Source organism: Pseudomonas sp. Marseille-Q8238 (assembly GCF_965111915.1).
This window is the reverse complement of sequence record NZ_CBCOPI010000001.1, coordinates 3,182,818-3,198,901: the sequence shown is the minus strand read 5'-3', so window position 1 is coordinate 3,198,901 and position 16,084 is coordinate 3,182,818. Positions and strand designations below refer to the sequence as shown.

The 16,084-nt window shown below is 54.6% G+C and carries 20 protein-coding genes and 2 pseudogenes; 4 read left to right on the top strand and 18 right to left on the bottom strand.

Translation table 11 applies throughout. From position 1 onward, the window contains the following. Nucleotide 1: 1 nt before the first annotated feature. The 10 genes from ACWPW0_RS14900 to ACWPW0_RS14855 form a co-directional block, all read right to left on the bottom strand. Entirely contained in the window at nt 2–361 is a 360-nt protein-coding gene (locus tag ACWPW0_RS14900; protein ID WP_454255713.1) for a DUF2523 family protein, read from the bottom strand. Nucleotides 362–363: 2 nt separating this feature from the next. Next, a complete protein-coding gene (locus ACWPW0_RS14895; RefSeq protein ID WP_454255712.1) occupies nt 364–1,782 on the bottom strand; it encodes a hypothetical protein in 1,419 nt (472 codons plus the stop codon). Between the two features lie 124 nt (nt 1,783–1,906). Then, a complete protein-coding gene (locus ACWPW0_RS14890) occupies nt 1,907–2,164 on the bottom strand; it encodes a major capsid protein (protein ID WP_454255711.1) in 258 nt (85 codons plus the stop codon). Nucleotides 2,165–2,169: 5 nt separating this feature from the next. After that, the gene (locus ACWPW0_RS14885) at nt 2,170–2,418 is read right to left on the bottom strand and encodes a hypothetical protein (protein WP_454255710.1); all 249 of its coding nucleotides are present in this window, start codon (nt 2,416–2,418) and stop codon (nt 2,170–2,172) included. Nucleotides 2,419–2,421: 3 nt separating this feature from the next. Next, a complete protein-coding gene (locus tag ACWPW0_RS14880; RefSeq protein WP_447592644.1) occupies nt 2,422–2,556 on the bottom strand; it encodes a hypothetical protein in 135 nt (44 codons plus the stop codon). Nucleotides 2,557–2,569: 13 nt separating this feature from the next. Then, complete coding sequence (locus ACWPW0_RS14875) at nt 2,570–2,929, bottom strand: hypothetical protein (RefSeq protein WP_454255709.1); 360 nt, start codon at nt 2,927–2,929, stop codon at nt 2,570–2,572. A 688-nt stretch (nt 2,930–3,617) separates the two neighbouring features. Continuing rightward, entirely contained in the window at nt 3,618–3,830 is a 213-nt protein-coding gene (locus tag ACWPW0_RS14870; protein WP_454255708.1) for a hypothetical protein, read from the bottom strand. 3 nt (nt 3,831–3,833) lie between these two features. Continuing rightward, complete coding sequence (locus ACWPW0_RS14865; protein WP_454255707.1) at nt 3,834–4,034, bottom strand: hypothetical protein; 201 nt, start codon at nt 4,032–4,034, stop codon at nt 3,834–3,836. A gap of 4 nt (nt 4,035–4,038) precedes the next feature. Then, entirely contained in the window at nt 4,039–4,335 is a 297-nt protein-coding gene (gene pflM, locus ACWPW0_RS14860) for a lysogeny maintenance protein PflM (protein ID WP_454255706.1), read from the bottom strand. Nucleotides 4,336–4,638: 303 nt separating this feature from the next. Then, nucleotides 4,639–4,854: a DNA-binding protein gene (locus tag ACWPW0_RS14855; protein ID WP_447592639.1), complete on the bottom strand. Its 216-nt coding sequence runs from the start codon at nt 4,852–4,854 to the stop codon at nt 4,639–4,641. Nucleotides 4,855–5,292: 438 nt separating this feature from the next. Here ACWPW0_RS14855 and ACWPW0_RS14850 point away from each other — a divergent pair, with 438 nt between their 5' ends. From ACWPW0_RS14850 to ACWPW0_RS14840, 3 genes are all read left to right on the top strand, one after another. Next, a complete protein-coding gene (locus ACWPW0_RS14850; protein WP_454255705.1) occupies nt 5,293–5,616 on the top strand; it encodes a hypothetical protein in 324 nt (107 codons plus the stop codon). 4 nt (nt 5,617–5,620) lie between these two features. Continuing rightward, the gene (locus tag ACWPW0_RS14845) at nt 5,621–6,328 is read left to right on the top strand and encodes a hypothetical protein (protein WP_454255704.1); all 708 of its coding nucleotides are present in this window, start codon (nt 5,621–5,623) and stop codon (nt 6,326–6,328) included. Between the two features lie 68 nt (nt 6,329–6,396). Next, nucleotides 6,397–7,458, top strand: a complete 1,062-nt coding sequence (locus ACWPW0_RS14840; RefSeq protein WP_454255703.1) for a DUF4062 domain-containing protein — start codon at nt 6,397–6,399, stop codon at nt 7,456–7,458. A 240-nt stretch (nt 7,459–7,698) separates the two neighbouring features. Here ACWPW0_RS14840 and ACWPW0_RS14835 read toward each other — a convergent pair whose 3' ends face one another. The 6 genes and pseudogenes from ACWPW0_RS14835 to ACWPW0_RS14810 all read right to left on the bottom strand — a co-directional run bounded on the left by ACWPW0_RS14835 (nt 7,699) and on the right by ACWPW0_RS14810 (nt 11,691). Continuing rightward, the gene (locus ACWPW0_RS14835) at nt 7,699–8,214 is read right to left on the bottom strand and encodes a DUF2059 domain-containing protein (RefSeq protein WP_454255702.1); all 516 of its coding nucleotides are present in this window, start codon (nt 8,212–8,214) and stop codon (nt 7,699–7,701) included. Nucleotides 8,215–8,596: 382 nt separating this feature from the next. After that, nucleotides 8,597–8,713, bottom strand: a pseudogene (locus ACWPW0_RS14830) (site-specific integrase); the annotation flags it as partial. Further along, nucleotides 8,708–8,811 (bottom strand): annotated as a pseudogene (locus ACWPW0_RS14825) (type II toxin-antitoxin system prevent-host-death family antitoxin); the annotation flags it as partial. The pseudogenes ACWPW0_RS14830 and ACWPW0_RS14825, both read right to left, overlap by 6 nt. 562 nt (nt 8,812–9,373) lie before the next feature. Further along, a complete protein-coding gene (locus tag ACWPW0_RS14820) occupies nt 9,374–10,045 on the bottom strand; it encodes an amino acid ABC transporter permease (protein ID WP_454255701.1) in 672 nt (223 codons plus the stop codon). 2 nt (nt 10,046–10,047) lie between these two features. After that, entirely contained in the window at nt 10,048–10,776 is a 729-nt protein-coding gene (locus ACWPW0_RS14815; RefSeq protein WP_447592620.1) for an amino acid ABC transporter permease, read from the bottom strand. A gap of 108 nt (nt 10,777–10,884) precedes the next feature. Then, nucleotides 10,885–11,691 carry an ABC transporter substrate-binding protein gene (locus tag ACWPW0_RS14810; protein ID WP_454255700.1) on the bottom strand — a complete coding sequence of 269 codons (807 nt, stop codon included), beginning with the start codon at nt 11,689–11,691 and terminating at the stop codon, nt 10,885–10,887. Between the two features lie 401 nt (nt 11,692–12,092). Between ACWPW0_RS14810 and rluB the strand changes: the two genes are divergently transcribed. Next, nucleotides 12,093–13,235 carry a 23S rRNA pseudouridine(2605) synthase RluB gene (gene rluB / locus ACWPW0_RS14805; protein WP_454255699.1) on the top strand — a complete coding sequence of 381 codons (1,143 nt, stop codon included), beginning with the start codon at nt 12,093–12,095 and terminating at the stop codon, nt 13,233–13,235. Between the two features lie 140 nt (nt 13,236–13,375). On the opposite strand, the gene ACWPW0_RS14800 is transcribed toward rluB, so the two are convergent. Together ACWPW0_RS14800 and ACWPW0_RS14795 are read right to left on the bottom strand one after the other, a co-directional pair. Further along, nucleotides 13,376–14,944 (bottom strand): sensor histidine kinase, encoded by a 1,569-nt coding sequence (locus ACWPW0_RS14800; RefSeq protein ID WP_454255698.1) that lies wholly within the window; start codon nt 14,942–14,944, stop codon nt 13,376–13,378. Nucleotides 14,945–15,189: 245 nt separating this feature from the next. Next, the gene (locus ACWPW0_RS14795) at nt 15,190–15,885 is read right to left on the bottom strand and encodes a response regulator (protein ID WP_454255697.1); all 696 of its coding nucleotides are present in this window, start codon (nt 15,883–15,885) and stop codon (nt 15,190–15,192) included. Nucleotides 15,886–16,084: the final 199 nt, after the last annotated feature.

The window sequence follows — 16,084 nt, the reverse complement described above, 5'->3', positions numbered from 1 at the left end:
GTTATCGCCCAATGAAGGGGACGAACCGCAGCATGAAGCGCGTCGATAACGCAGAGAACAAAATGTTTAACGCTTGAGGCACGCCGAAGAACTCAAGAGTCGTAGCGACATTACCTGGAATACCTGCGTATCGCTGGCGAACAAACTGAGTGACCCCTAGATCAGAGACAATTTCCTGGGCGGCCTTATAAGCGACCTCAAGCGCAAGTATCTGGATTTTGTACCAAGACCACAAAGCGGCTTTAGTCAGGACAACAAGGCTGTCCTTGAAAAAGTCATAAACACCAGTGGTGATAAAATCCCAAATGTACTGGAAGAATGAGAACAGTTGATCCAGATAGGTTGCAATCCAATCAAACATAATTAATCCCTCAAAACCACAAATGCGGCAATAACAGCAGCCCCTAGCAGTAACGCGTATCGGAACCAAACGAGAGAGTCTGAAAAATCAGATATGCAGTAAGAAACCGTTGCGCCATGAGAAAGGGTTGTTCGATCACAAGGAAGAGAGCCTCCGCCACCGCCAAATCCAAGATCAAACAACCCTTTGAACTGGTTGCGATACTGTTCGAGCTTTTGTTCAAGCTCATCTTTTAGTTCTGAAACCCTCTCATCCCATTCGGTATTTCCTTGTTCAAAGTTTCCCTGCTCGCCCTTCTTCAACTGTGCAGTAGGAGCTTGACCGCAGTAGTCCGTGGCGGGGTCACAGACACCATCATCAGAGCCGTTACCATCCCCGTCGCCTTTCCCCTTGCCATTACCTTCCTTGCCATCGGTGCCACAGTTGGCCCCTCGACACGAAGACGAAGAGCCGCCCGATGTTCCGTCAGCGTTGGTATTAGTGGTTTCTGTAGTCGTGGTGGTGGACGTGGAGCAGGAGTTGGCGCCAGCGCAAGTGGTGACAGTGGTAGTGGTCGTCTTGGTTTCGGTTTTACTGCCATCGGGGTTTTGCTTGGTTTCCTGCTTAACCTCTTTTTTGGTTTCGGTAGCCTTGGGTCCATTACCCTTGTTAACGCAAGTCATGACGCCGTTAAAAGTACCGACAGAGCCGCCCCTGGCTATGCATGCCTGATTATCAATATCTGTAGTGGTTGTAGTACAGCTAGAGGTTTCATGGCGGCGACCTTCCGCATCAGTTGTTACGGAGGTAGCAGTGCACTCTTTGTTTTGGTCAGACTCAGTCGCTTCAGGAGGACTTACACTTGGAACAATCGAGGTGTTTGTTTGACAAGACTCACCAGTGTAAACACCAAAGAAATGATAAAGCGTTTCAGAACTTGCCGTGCGCTTGAATGGCTGAACGCCATCAAGTGCTAACTCACAATTATCGCGACACATCTTGAATTGAAGGCCGGCAACGATGAAGTTATCAGACTGACCTGCTTTAGCCTCGCACTTGTCAGGCTCAGGACCTTTGCATTCGCCAGTGGCTTCATCACGAACAGAACCATCATCACAGCTAGGCTTTATAAGCTTATATGCGGCATACCATGGAGAAATATAGTTAGGGTTTTGGAATGTGCATCTAGCACCAGTAACCTTAGACATATCAGAAGTAAGATTGCCAGTGTTGTCGAGATAGCCTTCAAACTTGGCAGAATGATAAGTTTTCCCGGATTGCAGATTAGCAATCATCCCATTAATGGATGAGCAGTGAGCCTGAGGAGACGAAATAAAGGTGCCACTAGTTTGCTGCTGACCAAAATATGACAATTCCCAATCAGCTGCACTAACAAGATTGCTAAATATTGGAAGTAATAAAAAAGATAGCCATCTACGCATAAAAAATAAGGGGCCTTTCGACCCCTTACTCCAGTCAGAAAAACTCGCCCATTCGGAAGCCGGTGATCAAGGCACCGGCCACGAACGCGCCGAGCCAAACTGACCAGAGCACGCCTGAAACGCCTTAGACTTTGCGGATCAGGGTGTAGATGATGCCGGCCACAGCCAGGATCACGATCACCGGGATGGCCAGGTTCACGATGGACCAGGCGTCGGTCTTGGCACCAGTCATGGCGCTGGTGACTTCCGAGATATCCAGCGCGGCGAAGGCCGGAGAAGCGGCCATGGTCACCACACCACTGATGGCAACGTTGCGAGCCATACGGCGGGCACGACCGAAGCCGGAAGCGGCGTTTTGCAGTTGGGTTTTCATTGCTTGCATTTGTGTTACCTCACACGTCGTAGGATTGATGCGACCGCTCCACCGGAGAGGCCGATCAGGAAAACCGAAAGCGTGCCGAGGAAACCGACCCCGAACGCCTCCGGTGAGAAACCGCCATTAACGAGGATGTCGACATAGCCAGCAGCCTCAGGCGGAATCAGGTAGGCCTGATGCCACTCAAGCGCCGCACAACTCACGGTGGAGTCGGGATTGGTTACCCAGGATGTGCAGGCTTGAACGGACACCACGGCCATTGATTACGGCTCCAGTCGCAGGGCGGGTTGGTGATAGGTGTCCATCACCAGCTCAGCACCTTCCATAAGCCCGGAGCTGTAGCCCCACAGGTGCCCGCCCAGGAAGGCGAGCGTGGCGATGAACAGATAGCGCCCCATGACTGACTACCCCTTAAGCCTTGGGCTGTTCAGGCTTCGCCTGAGCCTGGCCTTGCGGGCTGGCTTGGGTAGTGGTGCGGGCAGCAGGGGCCGGGGTTACGGCCTCGATGTGCAGCGCCAGATTCTTGCCCTTGTTCTGGCCACCACGGGCCACTTCGAAGGTGATACGGACCAGTTGCAGGGGCTCGAACTGAGAGCCAGCGGCGAAGACTTCATCGGCCACAGATTCGTCGATTGCCATGCCGATGATGGACAGGCCGTGTTCGGTCTTGCCGTCCGGCTCATCACCGTAGAAAACCTTGGCGTATTTGGTGTCTTCGACCTGAGTCATCTGAGTGCCCAGGAATGCAACTTCCATAGTTGAACGTGCCATCGGTATTACCTCGCTTAGTTGCGCCTTATTGCGCGGTTTTGCCTTTCAGCAGGCCGAGCGATCCCGCGAAGGTGAATTCTCAAAATTCGCCTACTCGGTTTTCTCGACTTGCCGTGGATCTACTAAATCTTTTGGGCGAACCCTTCGGGGCAGGCTCTATTCGGTTAACTCACCAAGCCAAACGGTGAAGCTGTTTGTCTTGGCCCATTCGGGTAACGATCCTTTTCGCAACACCAGGGCTACGCCCTGTAACCCTTTGCGCAGAGCCGACATTCGTCGGCTAGCTCCAAACAGGGGTGAACCCCTGCGGCCTTCGGCCTACCCCCACTTTCGCGTTGCCTGCCTTAGAAGCTCTCGCTAACGCCGACATTCGTCGGCTACCTCGAACAGGGTTGCCACCCTGCGGCTTCCGCCTACCCGTTGGATCTGCGATCCAATGTTTCGCCATTCGCTTCACGTGGTCGCTTCGCTCCAGGGTGATCAATGAGAAGCGGAGGGAGCGATTCGATTGGTGGGGAGCGGCACGGGCCACTTATGTCTGCGCAAAGACTGCTCACCGCTTCCTCGCCCCAGTCAGCGGACATGTTGTGAATGCAGAGGACGATAAAAGCCCCCAACACCATCGGCAGCCCCCAATAGAAGAGCTTTGCCAGCAGCCAGACGAGCCAATCGAAACGAGCGTGGTGGGTCATAGCTTGACCTCGCTCTTTTCAGCATCAGCCAGCACCTGAAACTGGATAGAGAGCTTGGCGATACCCGAACAGGCGTTGCAGCCGCAGAAGTCGCCGCCGCAGTTCGGGCAATGCTCATCACCTTGATGCCGGGCGTCAGTGAACGGCTCAGCGTGGCCGCAGTCCTGGCACAGCACGTAGGCATCGGTCGGTTCGGGAGCGTTAGGCATGGCTCAATACCTCGCAAATCCGCCCATTTCCCCTTCAAGCTGGGAAAGGAGCGTGTAGAAATTGCCACTCACGTGAGCCTTAAGCGACTCGATCTCAGAGATCGAGCAGCAGCGACGGGCCTCAGAAAAGAGGCGCTCTGATAACTGGTCATCCATGTCATCACCGAGAAAGTCGGCAATACGCAGAATGTCGCCATAGGTCATACCGTCATCTCTCCAGCTCGAACGGCTCGTGAATCGGCACGAAAGGTGTCGGCTTGCCCGTGTTCGAGTATTCGTGCCAGTAGTTCGGCGGACGGGCGCTTGGCGTGTGTTTCGCGCAGGTAAAGGCCGGCGTAACGTGGTTCCGACCATTTACCCGTGACCATTGCGCGGGGCGGCACTCGATGCATTGTATGGACCGGAAGGTAACGGGGGCTGGTGGCCCCCAGTTTCGGTTTATCCAGCAGACAGAGCAGTCGCAGTCCGACCGGTGCGGCTTGTGCAGATACTTGCGCAGTGGCATCAGTGGGCACCTCGACAGGGGCTTTCAGGGCAGCTTCCTGGCGCTCCAGCTTGATCATGATGGGCATGGTCGGACCGAGGTTGCGACGATCTGGAAACGGCTTGCCAGCGTGACGACAAGCGTTAAGAAGCAGGTCAGCAAGCAGAAAGGACTGTTCAACAGTGATCAGGCCCAGGCTCTCAGCCAGGTGTAATGAGCCTTGAACTGCTCCGAACCGGCGCAGATGGCACTCGTCACGTGCCGAGGCACGGACATGAACCAGGGCGTGAAGAACCTGGCGAATGAAGGTGGCGAGCTGGTCATTCACGACGTCCACTCCTGTTCCAGCAGCCAGTGGCGGAGCATTGCGCTGTTGACCATGCGCAGCTTGCCGAGCTTTACGGAGGGGAGGACGCCCCGGTAAACCCAGGCGCGGGCAGTGCCGCAACTGATGCCGTTGCGCGTGGCCCAGCTCTCGATGGTCTCTACATCCTGTTGTGGCCCGATCAGCTTCGAGGGCTCTAGCTCTTCCAGTTCCATGCTCATTCCGTCACTATTCGTGGCATTAGCCACAGATGGCTGGGGTAATAAATTCTCCGGGGGAATTATTAACCTGCCATGCACAGTGGAGCAATAATTTCTCTGGAAATATTTTCTATATGAGTACGGCTGCTGATAGAGCCCGTCTACTGATCAAGAAGCTTGGCCCAAAGAAGGCCAGCTCTTATGGGGGCGATTACGAGCGCTGGAAAAGCGTAAGCAAGGGCGCTGTGCGGGTTAGTACAGAAGAAATTGACGTGTTGGTGCAGGTTTATCCGGGCTATGCCCTTTGGCTAGCAAGCGGGAAAATTGCACCTGAGTCTGGCCAGACTAGCCCCGAGTACGACGAGGTCAATTCAAACTTGCCCAATCAAGACGCGGTATAGCGATCACCCAGGAAGTAGCTAGGCGCTGGTACGCCCAAAGGAAGGGGAAAGGATGAAAAGGATAATCGCAGCAGTAGCCCTGCTTATATCTGCCACTGCAAACGCAGACCTGCTCGATGACGCAGCCAAAGGCATCAGCGACAACATTGTCATGCCTATGGCGGATTCGCTGACCAATCGCATTCAGCGATCCCTTGCCCAAGGTAAAGGGCCAATGGCTGAAGCAGCCAAGGCAAATCTCAAGCGGCAAGATCTAGCCGAGAAAGAAGAAAACCGAGGCGTTCGCCGTACGGTTAAAGAATGCATAAAGCCTGGAAACGTTATCGACGATGACGTGCAGGAGTGTGTACGGGGTTACAGAGAAAAGAGCTGGTAAGGACATGAAAGCAGACAGGGACGACGCACCTCGATACCTAACATCGAGTAATCATGCTGGTGGACTAGCTAGGTGGTTGATTGCTGGCTTGGTAGGCGTAAGCATTACAGCAGGTCTACTTCACCTGGCAGGGGCCAAAATAACCAGCCAGCCAGTGCGCACAGCAAAACCTTCCAGCTCGGGCACATACGATCCCAATGCGTACGTTCCGCAGTTCGACGAAATCACCGAGTTGAATCGCTCAGCAGAAGAAGAATTCTGGTCAGACATTGCCAGGAAAGAAAGCCAGCAATCGCGGGCCAAGCAGACTGATTATAACGACAGAAATTACACCTCACGTGGCGCTGTAAATGTTGTGAGCACAGAGCCGCTCAGACAATCCGAAACTTACCAAAGATCAAACCAGAGCGTTGCTACAACCACAAATAACATAAATGGTCGCGATGGAAGGTGGATCAAACAATGGAGCGGCAGCGGGCGTTACTACGCAGAGTGGACGTATTCTAATAATCGTATAGATGGCCGTAGTGTCTGTCTGAATCATAAGCGTGGGTCAGTTGATTATCGCGAGTGTCGAAAAGCTGCCAAGCAGTACTATCACGAAGAGTGTACAGCATGGCGAGCCCGCTACGATAATGATAGAAAAGATCATAGTGATCGAATGAAGCAGCGCTATTGCTCTGCAGCGAGTAGCTTTAATCCAATGGGGTAATTTAATTCTAGTAAATAGAGTTGTTTTTTTTGTTAGAGTCTTGGTGGTAAATTATAAAGGGATGGTTTATGGCTAGGCCTAGAATTTTTGTTAGTTCGACTTATTATGACCTAAAACATATTCGTAGTGCCATGGAAGTTTTTATCGATAGCATGGGGTACGAGTCTGTTTTGTTTGAGAGTGGGGAGATCCCATTTTCCCATAGCGACCCCTTGGATGAGTCTTGCTATAAGGAAATTGAGGCGTGTCATATGCTGGTTTTGATTATCGGCGGGAGATATGGATCTGTGGTTTCAGAAGAGGAGGGTGCTCCTCCAGAGGAGGTGCTTGAAAAGCATTATCATCATTTTAACTCCATTACTAGAAAGGAGTACGAGACCGCAAGAGGGCTAGGGCTTCCTATATATATATTCGTAGAAAAGGGTGTGGCTGCAGAGTATTTGACGTATAAAGAGAATAGAGATAACGAGAGTATAAAGTATGCTCATGTGGATAGTGTAAATATATTCAGGCTGATAGAGTCGATTTATGTTCAGAGAACTAATAATTTGGTTCGGGAATTTGAGCGATACGAAGATATCTCTTTGTGGCTAAAAGATCAGTGGGCTGGTTTGTTTGCAGGATTTCTTTCAAGGAAGGCTACGGAGTCATCTATTTCCTCTCTGTCAAGGCAGCTGGGGAGCTTGGAGGATGTGGCCAATGCGTTAAAAGGCTATTCTGAAAAGATTATAAAAAGTGTTACGCCAGGTGAGTCGGAGGAAATAATTAGTCAGACAAACGAAAAGTTAAGGCATAAGAAAGAACTGGATGTATTCCTTTCTAATGATTTTATTAGTCATCTAGTTGTTGACCATTTGGCTATGGGTGATAGGTTATTTGATGCCTTTGTAGAGGCCTCCAGTTATGTAGATTTCTGCAAGATGGCTAATAATTTAATGCCGGCAGGGGAAATGTGTAGTGCATTTAGAAGCCAGAAGGCAATGAGAGAAATTGCTCGGTTGCGAGAAATCTTGAACCTTGAAAAATGGGAGATGGATGTGGTCAAGAATCTTGCTCCGCAACGCCCATCTGTTGCCAAGTCAGGAAGAACTCGATCTAGGAAAAGCTCTTCAGAAGACGACGATAAATAACTCGTAGCTAAACATACTTGTCATGTTCTGAGTCATAAGTGTCGAAAAAGTGTCGAAATCACTGTGCAGAATTGTGCCGGAACGAGCAGGTAAGAAAGGTGAAGCCCCCCCTCCCGGAATGAGCGAGTAGCGAAGAAATTAGACACTCACGGATGGGTTCGGATTTCTACATGTCTAAATATAGCTTATCCAAGCTGCTGAATTTTCAATGGTCTCAGCAGCTTTATATTGGTTGGATATCTACTTTGTGCAGTTGCACTCTGCTGCAATTTTCTTGAGGTCTTTAATATATTGGCTGGTTGCTTTTTCAATAATGGGTTGGTTGAGCTTTTGGAAGTGATCTGTAAATTTCCCAAGTGCATCACGGCTGACCTGGATTTCTTTTTGCGCAAGCGGTGAAGAATAAAATGCAATGAGCTGGTCAAGCTCCGATTCTGTGAATCCCGGTCCGTAATATTCCGCCCAGACATTGATCATTTCATCAGGGGTCCAAGGGGTTTCTGTGCTTTTAGTAAACTGTTTGCTGGCGGATTCAAATTTCTTTTTGAATTCTTCGTTAGGAACCAAGCTGGTAAGTATTTGATCCAGAATTTGTTGGCTAATCTGCTTGTTATATTCTTTGCCCTTTTCGATCATCTGAGTCCAAGAATCAACAAGACCTTGAGCGCGGAGCAACTCTGATATTTTCTGGGTCTTATTGTCAGCGAACGCTTGAGAGGCAATGAGGATAGAGAGAGCGGCAATTAGGTGGCGCATACAGTGATCTTCCTTGTAGGTGCAGATAAATTTTCCAATTGGAGAATAGAGCCTAAAGCCATCTCACTTGGTGGTCAGGATGGTAGCTCCAAGCCATCGTAACAGCCAGCACACTGGATAAGGTGTGTCGAAAAAGTGTCGAAATCACTGTGTCGAATAGTGCCGGAATGAGCAGGTAAGGGAGGGGAGGCCCCCAAAATGAGCGGGTTTGGTACGCACTGAGACGCTCACAGACGGGTTCGAATCCCTTCTTCACCGCCACTTTCGAATCAACGCGAACCCCCGTAATTCCTAGCGAAGCGGGGGTTTTGTGTTTCTGGATTCCGAATTTTAGGGCGTTTTGAGGGCAAAGCGGGTGTTTTCCAGTCCGTCTATGGCCGTTTCATTCCTGTCTGAATCCCATCATCTTGGAAACCAGTCCGGCCAAGCTCTTGGTGTCGGATGGTGTCCAGCGCCCATAGTGCTTCTTCACTAGGGTAGTGTCGGTGTGGCCGAGCGTTTCCTGAATCGCTTCCCAATCCTCAGCTGATACCAAGACATAGTTTGCCGCTTGCTTGAAATCAGGATGGGTTGGTGAGACCCCGCAGATTGATCCATTAGCCGATGCACGTTGGTGCGTGCTTCACTGGCGGTAGTGTTTGTATGAGAGCTGGTCTCCTGCTGCAAGTTATCGGCTGGCCGACTCTAGGAGGCATGGCCTTTGGCGATATTGCTCGCTATCACTGCGTGGCGCTCAATGCGTCAAACGGTACAAGTACTGTATCAAGCGCAATGTCTAGAGGTAGCGATACGGCAGTTATGACGGGGCAAACGACCATAAGCCAGCAGGCTACTGTTGCGCCATGGGCTTCACGGCTTGGGTTGTTTACTCCAAGCAGCAATAGATTCCCCTTCGTGCTGTTGTAGTAGTCCCCCTCTACCGGGCTAGTTTGAGACCTACCGATAAATGTTCCACAGGCACTTAGAAAGAGCAGGCTGATTAGCAGGGGGACGGCCGGAAGTGTGCGTTTCATGTAAGTTCCTTTTACCTCCAGAGCGTTGCGCGCTGGGCGGGAAAATTCTAAGAATCAGGGACGACTAATTCCATTCTTTTCCCGTTTGGGTTTGGCACCATCTGCCGAACATGTCGTCGTATCGCTGCTCTGTGCTCTAACCGTCCTCAGGCGTGGCGAGTCAACCGTGTCGCCAACACATCCAGCGACCAGCAGAAGATGAAGTAGACCACGGCGACGAACAGGAAGATTTCGGTGGGGTGCACCATCACCCGGTTGCTGACCTGGGTCGCTACGAAGGACAGTTCGCCAACGCCGATCACGTAGGCCAGGGAGGTGTCCTTGATCAGTGATATCCATTGGTTGAGGAAGGACGGCAGCATGATCGGCAGTGCCTGCGGCAGGATGATCAGGCTCAACACCTGCCAGGGGCGCATGCCCAGTGCTCTGGCTGCAGCCCATTGCCCGGGGGGCAGGCTCTGGATGCCGGCGTGTACCGAGTGGGCGAGGTAGGCGCCGCCGATCAGGGAGAGCGCGAGCACCACAGTGGGCAGGGCGGGTACGTCGACCTGGAACACGATGGGCAGGAGAAAATAGCTCCAGAAGATCAGCATCAAGACCGGTATGGCGCGGAAGAAGCCGAGCACGGCGAGCAGTGCCAGGCGTGGCTTGCCGCGCATCACGGTGAGGGCGATCCCCAGGCTCAGGCCGAGCATGCCGGCCAGCACGCCGGAGAGCAGCGACAGGATCAGGGTGAGCGCAGCGCCGCCAATCGGGCCATCTGGATAGGCGCCGAGCAGCAGGTAGGGCAGGTTGTCCTGAATGACGGAGAAGTCCATGGTCAGGCTTCTCCTTGGCGATAACGCTTGCTGTGTTGGATCAATTGGCCGATCACTTCGATCAGCGCAATGCTGAGGACATAAAGCAGCGTGGCGATGCCGAAGGCCTGGAAGGTCTTGAAGGTTTCGGTTTCCACCTGGCGCGATGCGTAGGACAGCTCGGCCAGGCCAATCGCCATGGCCAGCGAGGTGTTCTTCAGTGCGTTCATGTATTGGCCAAGCAGGGGCGGCAGGGCTGTTCGCAGTGCCTGTGGCAGGACCACGTAGCGCCACACTTGGCTGTCACGCAGGCCGAGCGCCATCCCTGCCTGCCATTGCTGGGTGCGAACCGAGGCGATGCCGGCGCGAAATTCTTCGGCGATGAAGGCGCTGGTGTAGAGCGTCACACCCCAGGCGCCGGCAATGAACTCGAAGGATGGCCAGCTCAGTTCCCAACTACCCAGCGCCACGCTGTGGGGCATGTTCAGCCAACTGACCATCCCCTCGGGCAGCATCGAGGCCACGCCGAAGTACCAGAAGAACAGCTGCACCAGCAGTGGCGTATTACGCAGGCTGGCCAGGTAGGCGCGTGCCGGCCAGGCCAGCCAGCGGCGACGGGAAAGACGGGCGATTGCCATCAGGCCGCCAAGGACGGTGGCCAGGACGCAGACCAGCAGCGACAACGCCAGGGTCAGCAGGAAACCATCCAGTAGCCACTGGAGATAGCGGGGTGCGAGAAGTTCGCCGAACATCGAACGATCCATCAGGAAATGACCGGCTATCAAAACACGGCAGGCCATCAGAAAACGACAAGGCGCGTCCCGTGGATGGGTACGCGCCCGGAAAGTTCGATCTACCGATCAGCTCTTGTCGCCGATCTTGAACAGGCGAGCCAGCGGGGTCTTGGTGTTCGGGCCGAACCAGGTGTCGTAGATCTTCTGCGCTTGGCCATCGGCTTCAAGCTCACGCAGGGTCTCGTTGACGAACTCGGTAAGAGCGGTTTCACCTTTGGGTACGCCCACGCCGATCAGGTCATCGGAGATGGTGAAGGCGGGCACTTCGTACTTGTCCTTGTCCGGCACGTTGGCCAGCAGACCGATCAGTTTGGGGCCGTCCTGAGTGATGGCCTGGACCTGGCCGTTGCGCAGAGCGGTGAAGGCGAAGGGCGTATCGTCGTAGGCAACGACTTTGGCGCCTGGGAATTTCTCGCGTAGCACGCCTTCGTTGACTGTGCCCTTGTCGACGCCAACGCGCCACTTGTTGAGGTCTTCCGGCGATTTCAGTGTGCCTTTCTTGACGATGAACTGCTGGCCCGAAGAGAAGTAGGGGATGCTGAAGTTGATCTGCTCGGCGCGCTCCGGGGTGATGGTGAAGTTCGCCAGCACCAGGTCGACCTTGTTGGCCACCAACAGCGGAACACGGTTGGCCGGGTTGGTCGGTTGCAGTTGGAGTTTCACGCCCAGCTTGTCGGCAATGGCCTTGGCGTAATCCACGTCGAGCCCTTCGATCTGCTTGCTCTTGGCATCGACGAAGCCGAATGGCGGGTTGCTATCGAATGCGGCGACACGCAGTACGCCGGATTTCTTGATGTCTTCCAGGCGGTCGGCATGGGCAAAGCCGGATAGAATAGCGAGCGCGAGGGCGGTAACGGCAGTAAGTTTCTTCATTGGCTTATAGCTCCTGATGGTGCTCGTGTATCGAGACGTGCGAGGCACCGTTACATGACGTACAGATGAGACAAGGTGAGGCCACATCTGTCAGCGCCAGGAGGATGGCTCGCTGGCGGGAGAATTCTTGCTGCATTGCGCTGTAATAGGGAAAGAACGATTTAGACCAATTAATAGCTAATAGGAATAAAAGATTTATTGCTTGCTCCCGTTGCGCATAAATATTGATCGACATTGTTTCGTATTCTAGACGCGTTACCTGTGCGAGCTGGGCGTTCTTCAGGCGCAGGTCTATAGTCCTCCGTGCGTGATTGCGGCGATGCGCGTATGATGCGCGACCCTTTGGCAGCGACGTCCGTCCACTGCCTTCTCATTGTCAGATACACCGGGAGGTGCCGAGCATGAATGAGTCCGACAGCAACAACGAACCCTACACCCCCAGCGGCGAGAAGCTGCAGAAGGTCCTGGCTCGCATGGGTCGTGGTTCGCGCCGCGACATCGAGCAGTGGATCAGCCAGGGCCGGGTCAAGGTCAACGGCGCGGTGGCGACGCTGGGCGTGCGGGTTGATCTGCATGATGCGATCAGCGTCGATGGCAGCTTGGTCAAGCGCGAAGAAAGTGCGGAAAACGTGCGTCGCGTGCTGATCTACAACAAGCCCGATGGCGAGATCTGTACCCGTGATGACCCGGAAGGTCGCCCGACGGTGTTCGACCGTTTGCCGCGTCCGAAAGAAGGCCGCTGGATCAATATCGGTCGCCTCGATATCAACACCACGGGCCTGCTGCTGTTCACCACCGATGGTGAGTTGGCCAACCGCCTGATGCATCCCTCCTACGAGATGGACCGCGAGTACGCCGTGCGCGTGCGCGGTGAAGTTACCGAGGAAATGATCGAGCAGTTGAAAGCCGGTGTGATGCTTGAAGACGGTCCGGCCAAGTTCACCGACATCAAGGAAGCGCCCGGTGGCGAAGGTTTCAACCACTGGTATCACTGCGTGGTGATGGAAGGGCGTAACCGTGAAGTGCGCCGCCTGTGGGAGTCCCAGGGCCTGGTGGTCAGCCGCCTGAAGCGCGTGCGTTTCGGTCCGGTATTCATGACCTCCGACCTGCCGATGGGCCGCTGGCGCGAAATGGGCCAGCGCGAAGTCGACATCCTCAGTGAGGAAGTTGGCCTGAAATCGGTGGCGTTGCCGGCCATGAAGGAAAAGGTCCGCGACAAGCTCGACCGCCTCCAGCGCAAGTCGGCCAAGCCGCTGAGCCGTAGCGATCGGCCCAAGCGTGTGTTGCGTCCGGCTCATGGTGCTCCAGTAGCCAGCGAGGAATCGCGCCCGGCGCGTGAACCCCGCAAGAGCTCCAGCGATCGTCGTGAAGGTGGCCGTGGTTCGGTCGTCGCCGAGCGGCCAAACGATGTGAGCAAGAAGCGCGTTACACGCCCAGCTCATGACGAAGCTAAAGGCGGCGAGCGTCCGCCCCGCAAACCGAGCACCGGCAAGCGTGCGCCAAGTGGTGAGGGACAGCGTCCGGGTTCCGGTCGCAAGCGCTGATAACCACCGCGCTGCTGATTGAAAAAGCCGTTTCGAGCACAAACTCGAAGCGGCTTTTTTATGGCGCAGCATCTGTTGCTTCAGCCGTTGACTGTAAGTCGCAAGTATCGCGTGGCGCCAGATTGGCGTGATCGAGCGTCTTAAAATATCCCCGGCTCGTTCCGCAAAGACACCTGCAAGGTGGTCGCACCGGGCGCTGATTCGATTTCCAGTTGCCCACCAATTCGTTCGATACGTGCGCGCATGCTGCGCATGCCAGTGCCTACATCATTGAACGTCACGCTGGCTACATCGAACCCCCGGCCATTATCCGATACGCATAAGCTCAGTCCTTGAGTCGTGGCTTGCATCTCCACACTCAGATGGCTCGCCCCGCTGTGCTTGATGGCATTGCTCAGGGCTTCTTCGACAAAGCGTATCAACGCTAAGCGCGAGCTAGAGGGAAGGGGGAGCGGCCACTGCTCAGGCATGACCCAGTGCGACGTCAGCCCAAGCTCGTCGAACAGCACCACGAAACGCCGGCGCAACGGCGCAATCCATTCCGTGGGCGTGCCATTGGTAATGCCGGCAGACGACGTACCATCAATTACATGGCGCAGGTCATCACGCAGTGACCTGAGCATCGACAGGAATTGATCCTGGCTCAAGTTGCGTGACTGCTCGGTATGAATGATCGAGCGCATCAACGCGCTGCCCATGCTGTCGTGCAGGTCGTGGGTGAGGCGCAGGCGCTCGTTGAGACGGATGTTGTCGATCTCCAGGTGATGCTCGCGCTTGAGGGTGTGGGTCAGTTCCTTGCGTGTGTTGGTGACAGCCACCAGCAACTCTTCATTGAATGATTCGATACGTAGCATGCCGCTGGCAAAGCGCCAGGCGACAATCAGGAACATGACGATCGACATGAGGGGGGCAGAGAAGAGCAGCCCCAGGTAGCCCAGTCCGCTGGCTTTTTGGCCCAGTACTCCATAGGTGCTGATGACCAGGAAAAACAGCAGGCAGGCAGCGAGCATGCGTTGCCCCGGGGCCGGGGCCGTAGTACGACAGGCGTGGATAACGAACTGTAGGCAGATCAGTATGAAGAGTACCCGGTAACCCAGAGAGGCGGATAGCTGCAGAGCACGGATATGCACCGAAGGAGCCACCATGACCAGCACGCAGACAGCTGCCGATATGCCCCAGATGAGACGGGCCAGGCGCGGAAAATTCATGCCGCCAAAGGCCCAGGCGAACATGCAGAACGAACAGCAATAGAGAATGAAGGCGACCAGGCTCAGGCGATCCCAGGTTTCACCATTGTCGAACGGCCAGGCAGAGGTCACCAGCATATTGCTGATACCAATCGACCAGAACAGGGACGTCAGAGCGAACCAGCCAAATGCGTATTCCGAACGCCGCAATAGCCAAAACACCAGAAACAATCCGGCGATTACGATAGAAACGGACAGGTTTATGACGAAGAGCTCGCGTTGCTCCCAGAGCTGTGTGCGGTATACGGGAAGAACCTGATCGACCGGCCCCAAGGTAACTGTGCCCAAGCCAGGGCCAGGATGGGGGGTCGACCACAAGTGAAATAGCAGGATATTTTGCTCAGCCAGCAACGGTCTCGGCAGCAGCCAGTAACGCGGCAAATTCCAGTTGCGGGAAGATGTTTCCTCCAGCGCATCGTCTTGCCAGATAAGCTCGCCATTGAGGAAGACCTGCCCGGCCATGACCATCCGGTTGACACTCAGGGCAACCGGTTCATCCTGGCAGTCGTTGTGCCAATTGACCCGATACCACATCGGACCGGTATACCCGGGTCTACGTTTTTCCCAGAGGTCAGGCAGGGTGGTGACCTCCCACCCATTGTCCGGGGGGAGCGCGCCATCACCTGGCGCCAGCCACACGCTCTCGATGCGCGGTTGGCACGCCTGAGCCAGTTCGGATAAACCACCTAGCAGGAAAAACAGCAGGGTTAGGGCAGCAAGCCACGTTGGCGTGCTTCGTTTACTGCTCGGGTACGTGAGGAGACGGCCAGCTTGCGGTAGATACGTTTGATATGGCATTCGGCGGTATATCGAGAGATGACCAGTTGCTCGGCGATTTCCCGATTGGTCAGTCCCTGGGAAACCAATTCTAGGATCTCACTTTCCCGGGCGCTCAGCACACCTGCTTCGACTGGCCTGGATGGCTCTTCGGGTTGGGTTGGGCCAGCCACTGGCAATAGCGCGAGAATGCGTCTGGCGATGAAAGGGTCAATCGGTGCCCCGCCGCGCAGCACGCTACGAATCGACAGTGACACCTCAAGGTCGTCCCGCTCCTTGAGTACATAGCCTGTAGCACCAGCATTCAATGCACCAAGAATGGACTCCTCGGTGCTCCATGCTGAAATCACAAGGATCAACAGCGACGGGTCCTGGGCTCGTAACTCCTCGATCAGTTCTATGCCATTGCCATCGGGCAGCCCGAGATCTACCAGCGCCATGGCCAGTGGATTGCTGCTCACGTAGGCGCGTGCCTCGGCCAGGCTTTGCGAGAAGGTGATGGCCTCGTCTGCATAGCCCAACCCTTCGAGCACAAGCGCCAGGCGCTGGCGCATCAAGTGATCATCCTCGACTACCAGTACGGGCGCAGGCAGCAGGTTTTCGTCAGAAGGCGCAGGGGGGGTCATCGATACGGGCATATTCAGGCGGGCAGTTCATCAGTCTGTCATGGAATGGCAGCGGCCTACTATCACCAGAAACTGGTAATCCGCTAACCAGTGGTCGCCTGCTCCGTCATGCACAGGTCACCGGTTCGCGCCTGGGGTAACCAACAAATTACCCATTTTCAGTGATGTTCAATTGAGACGCTCATCACGTTCAATACCA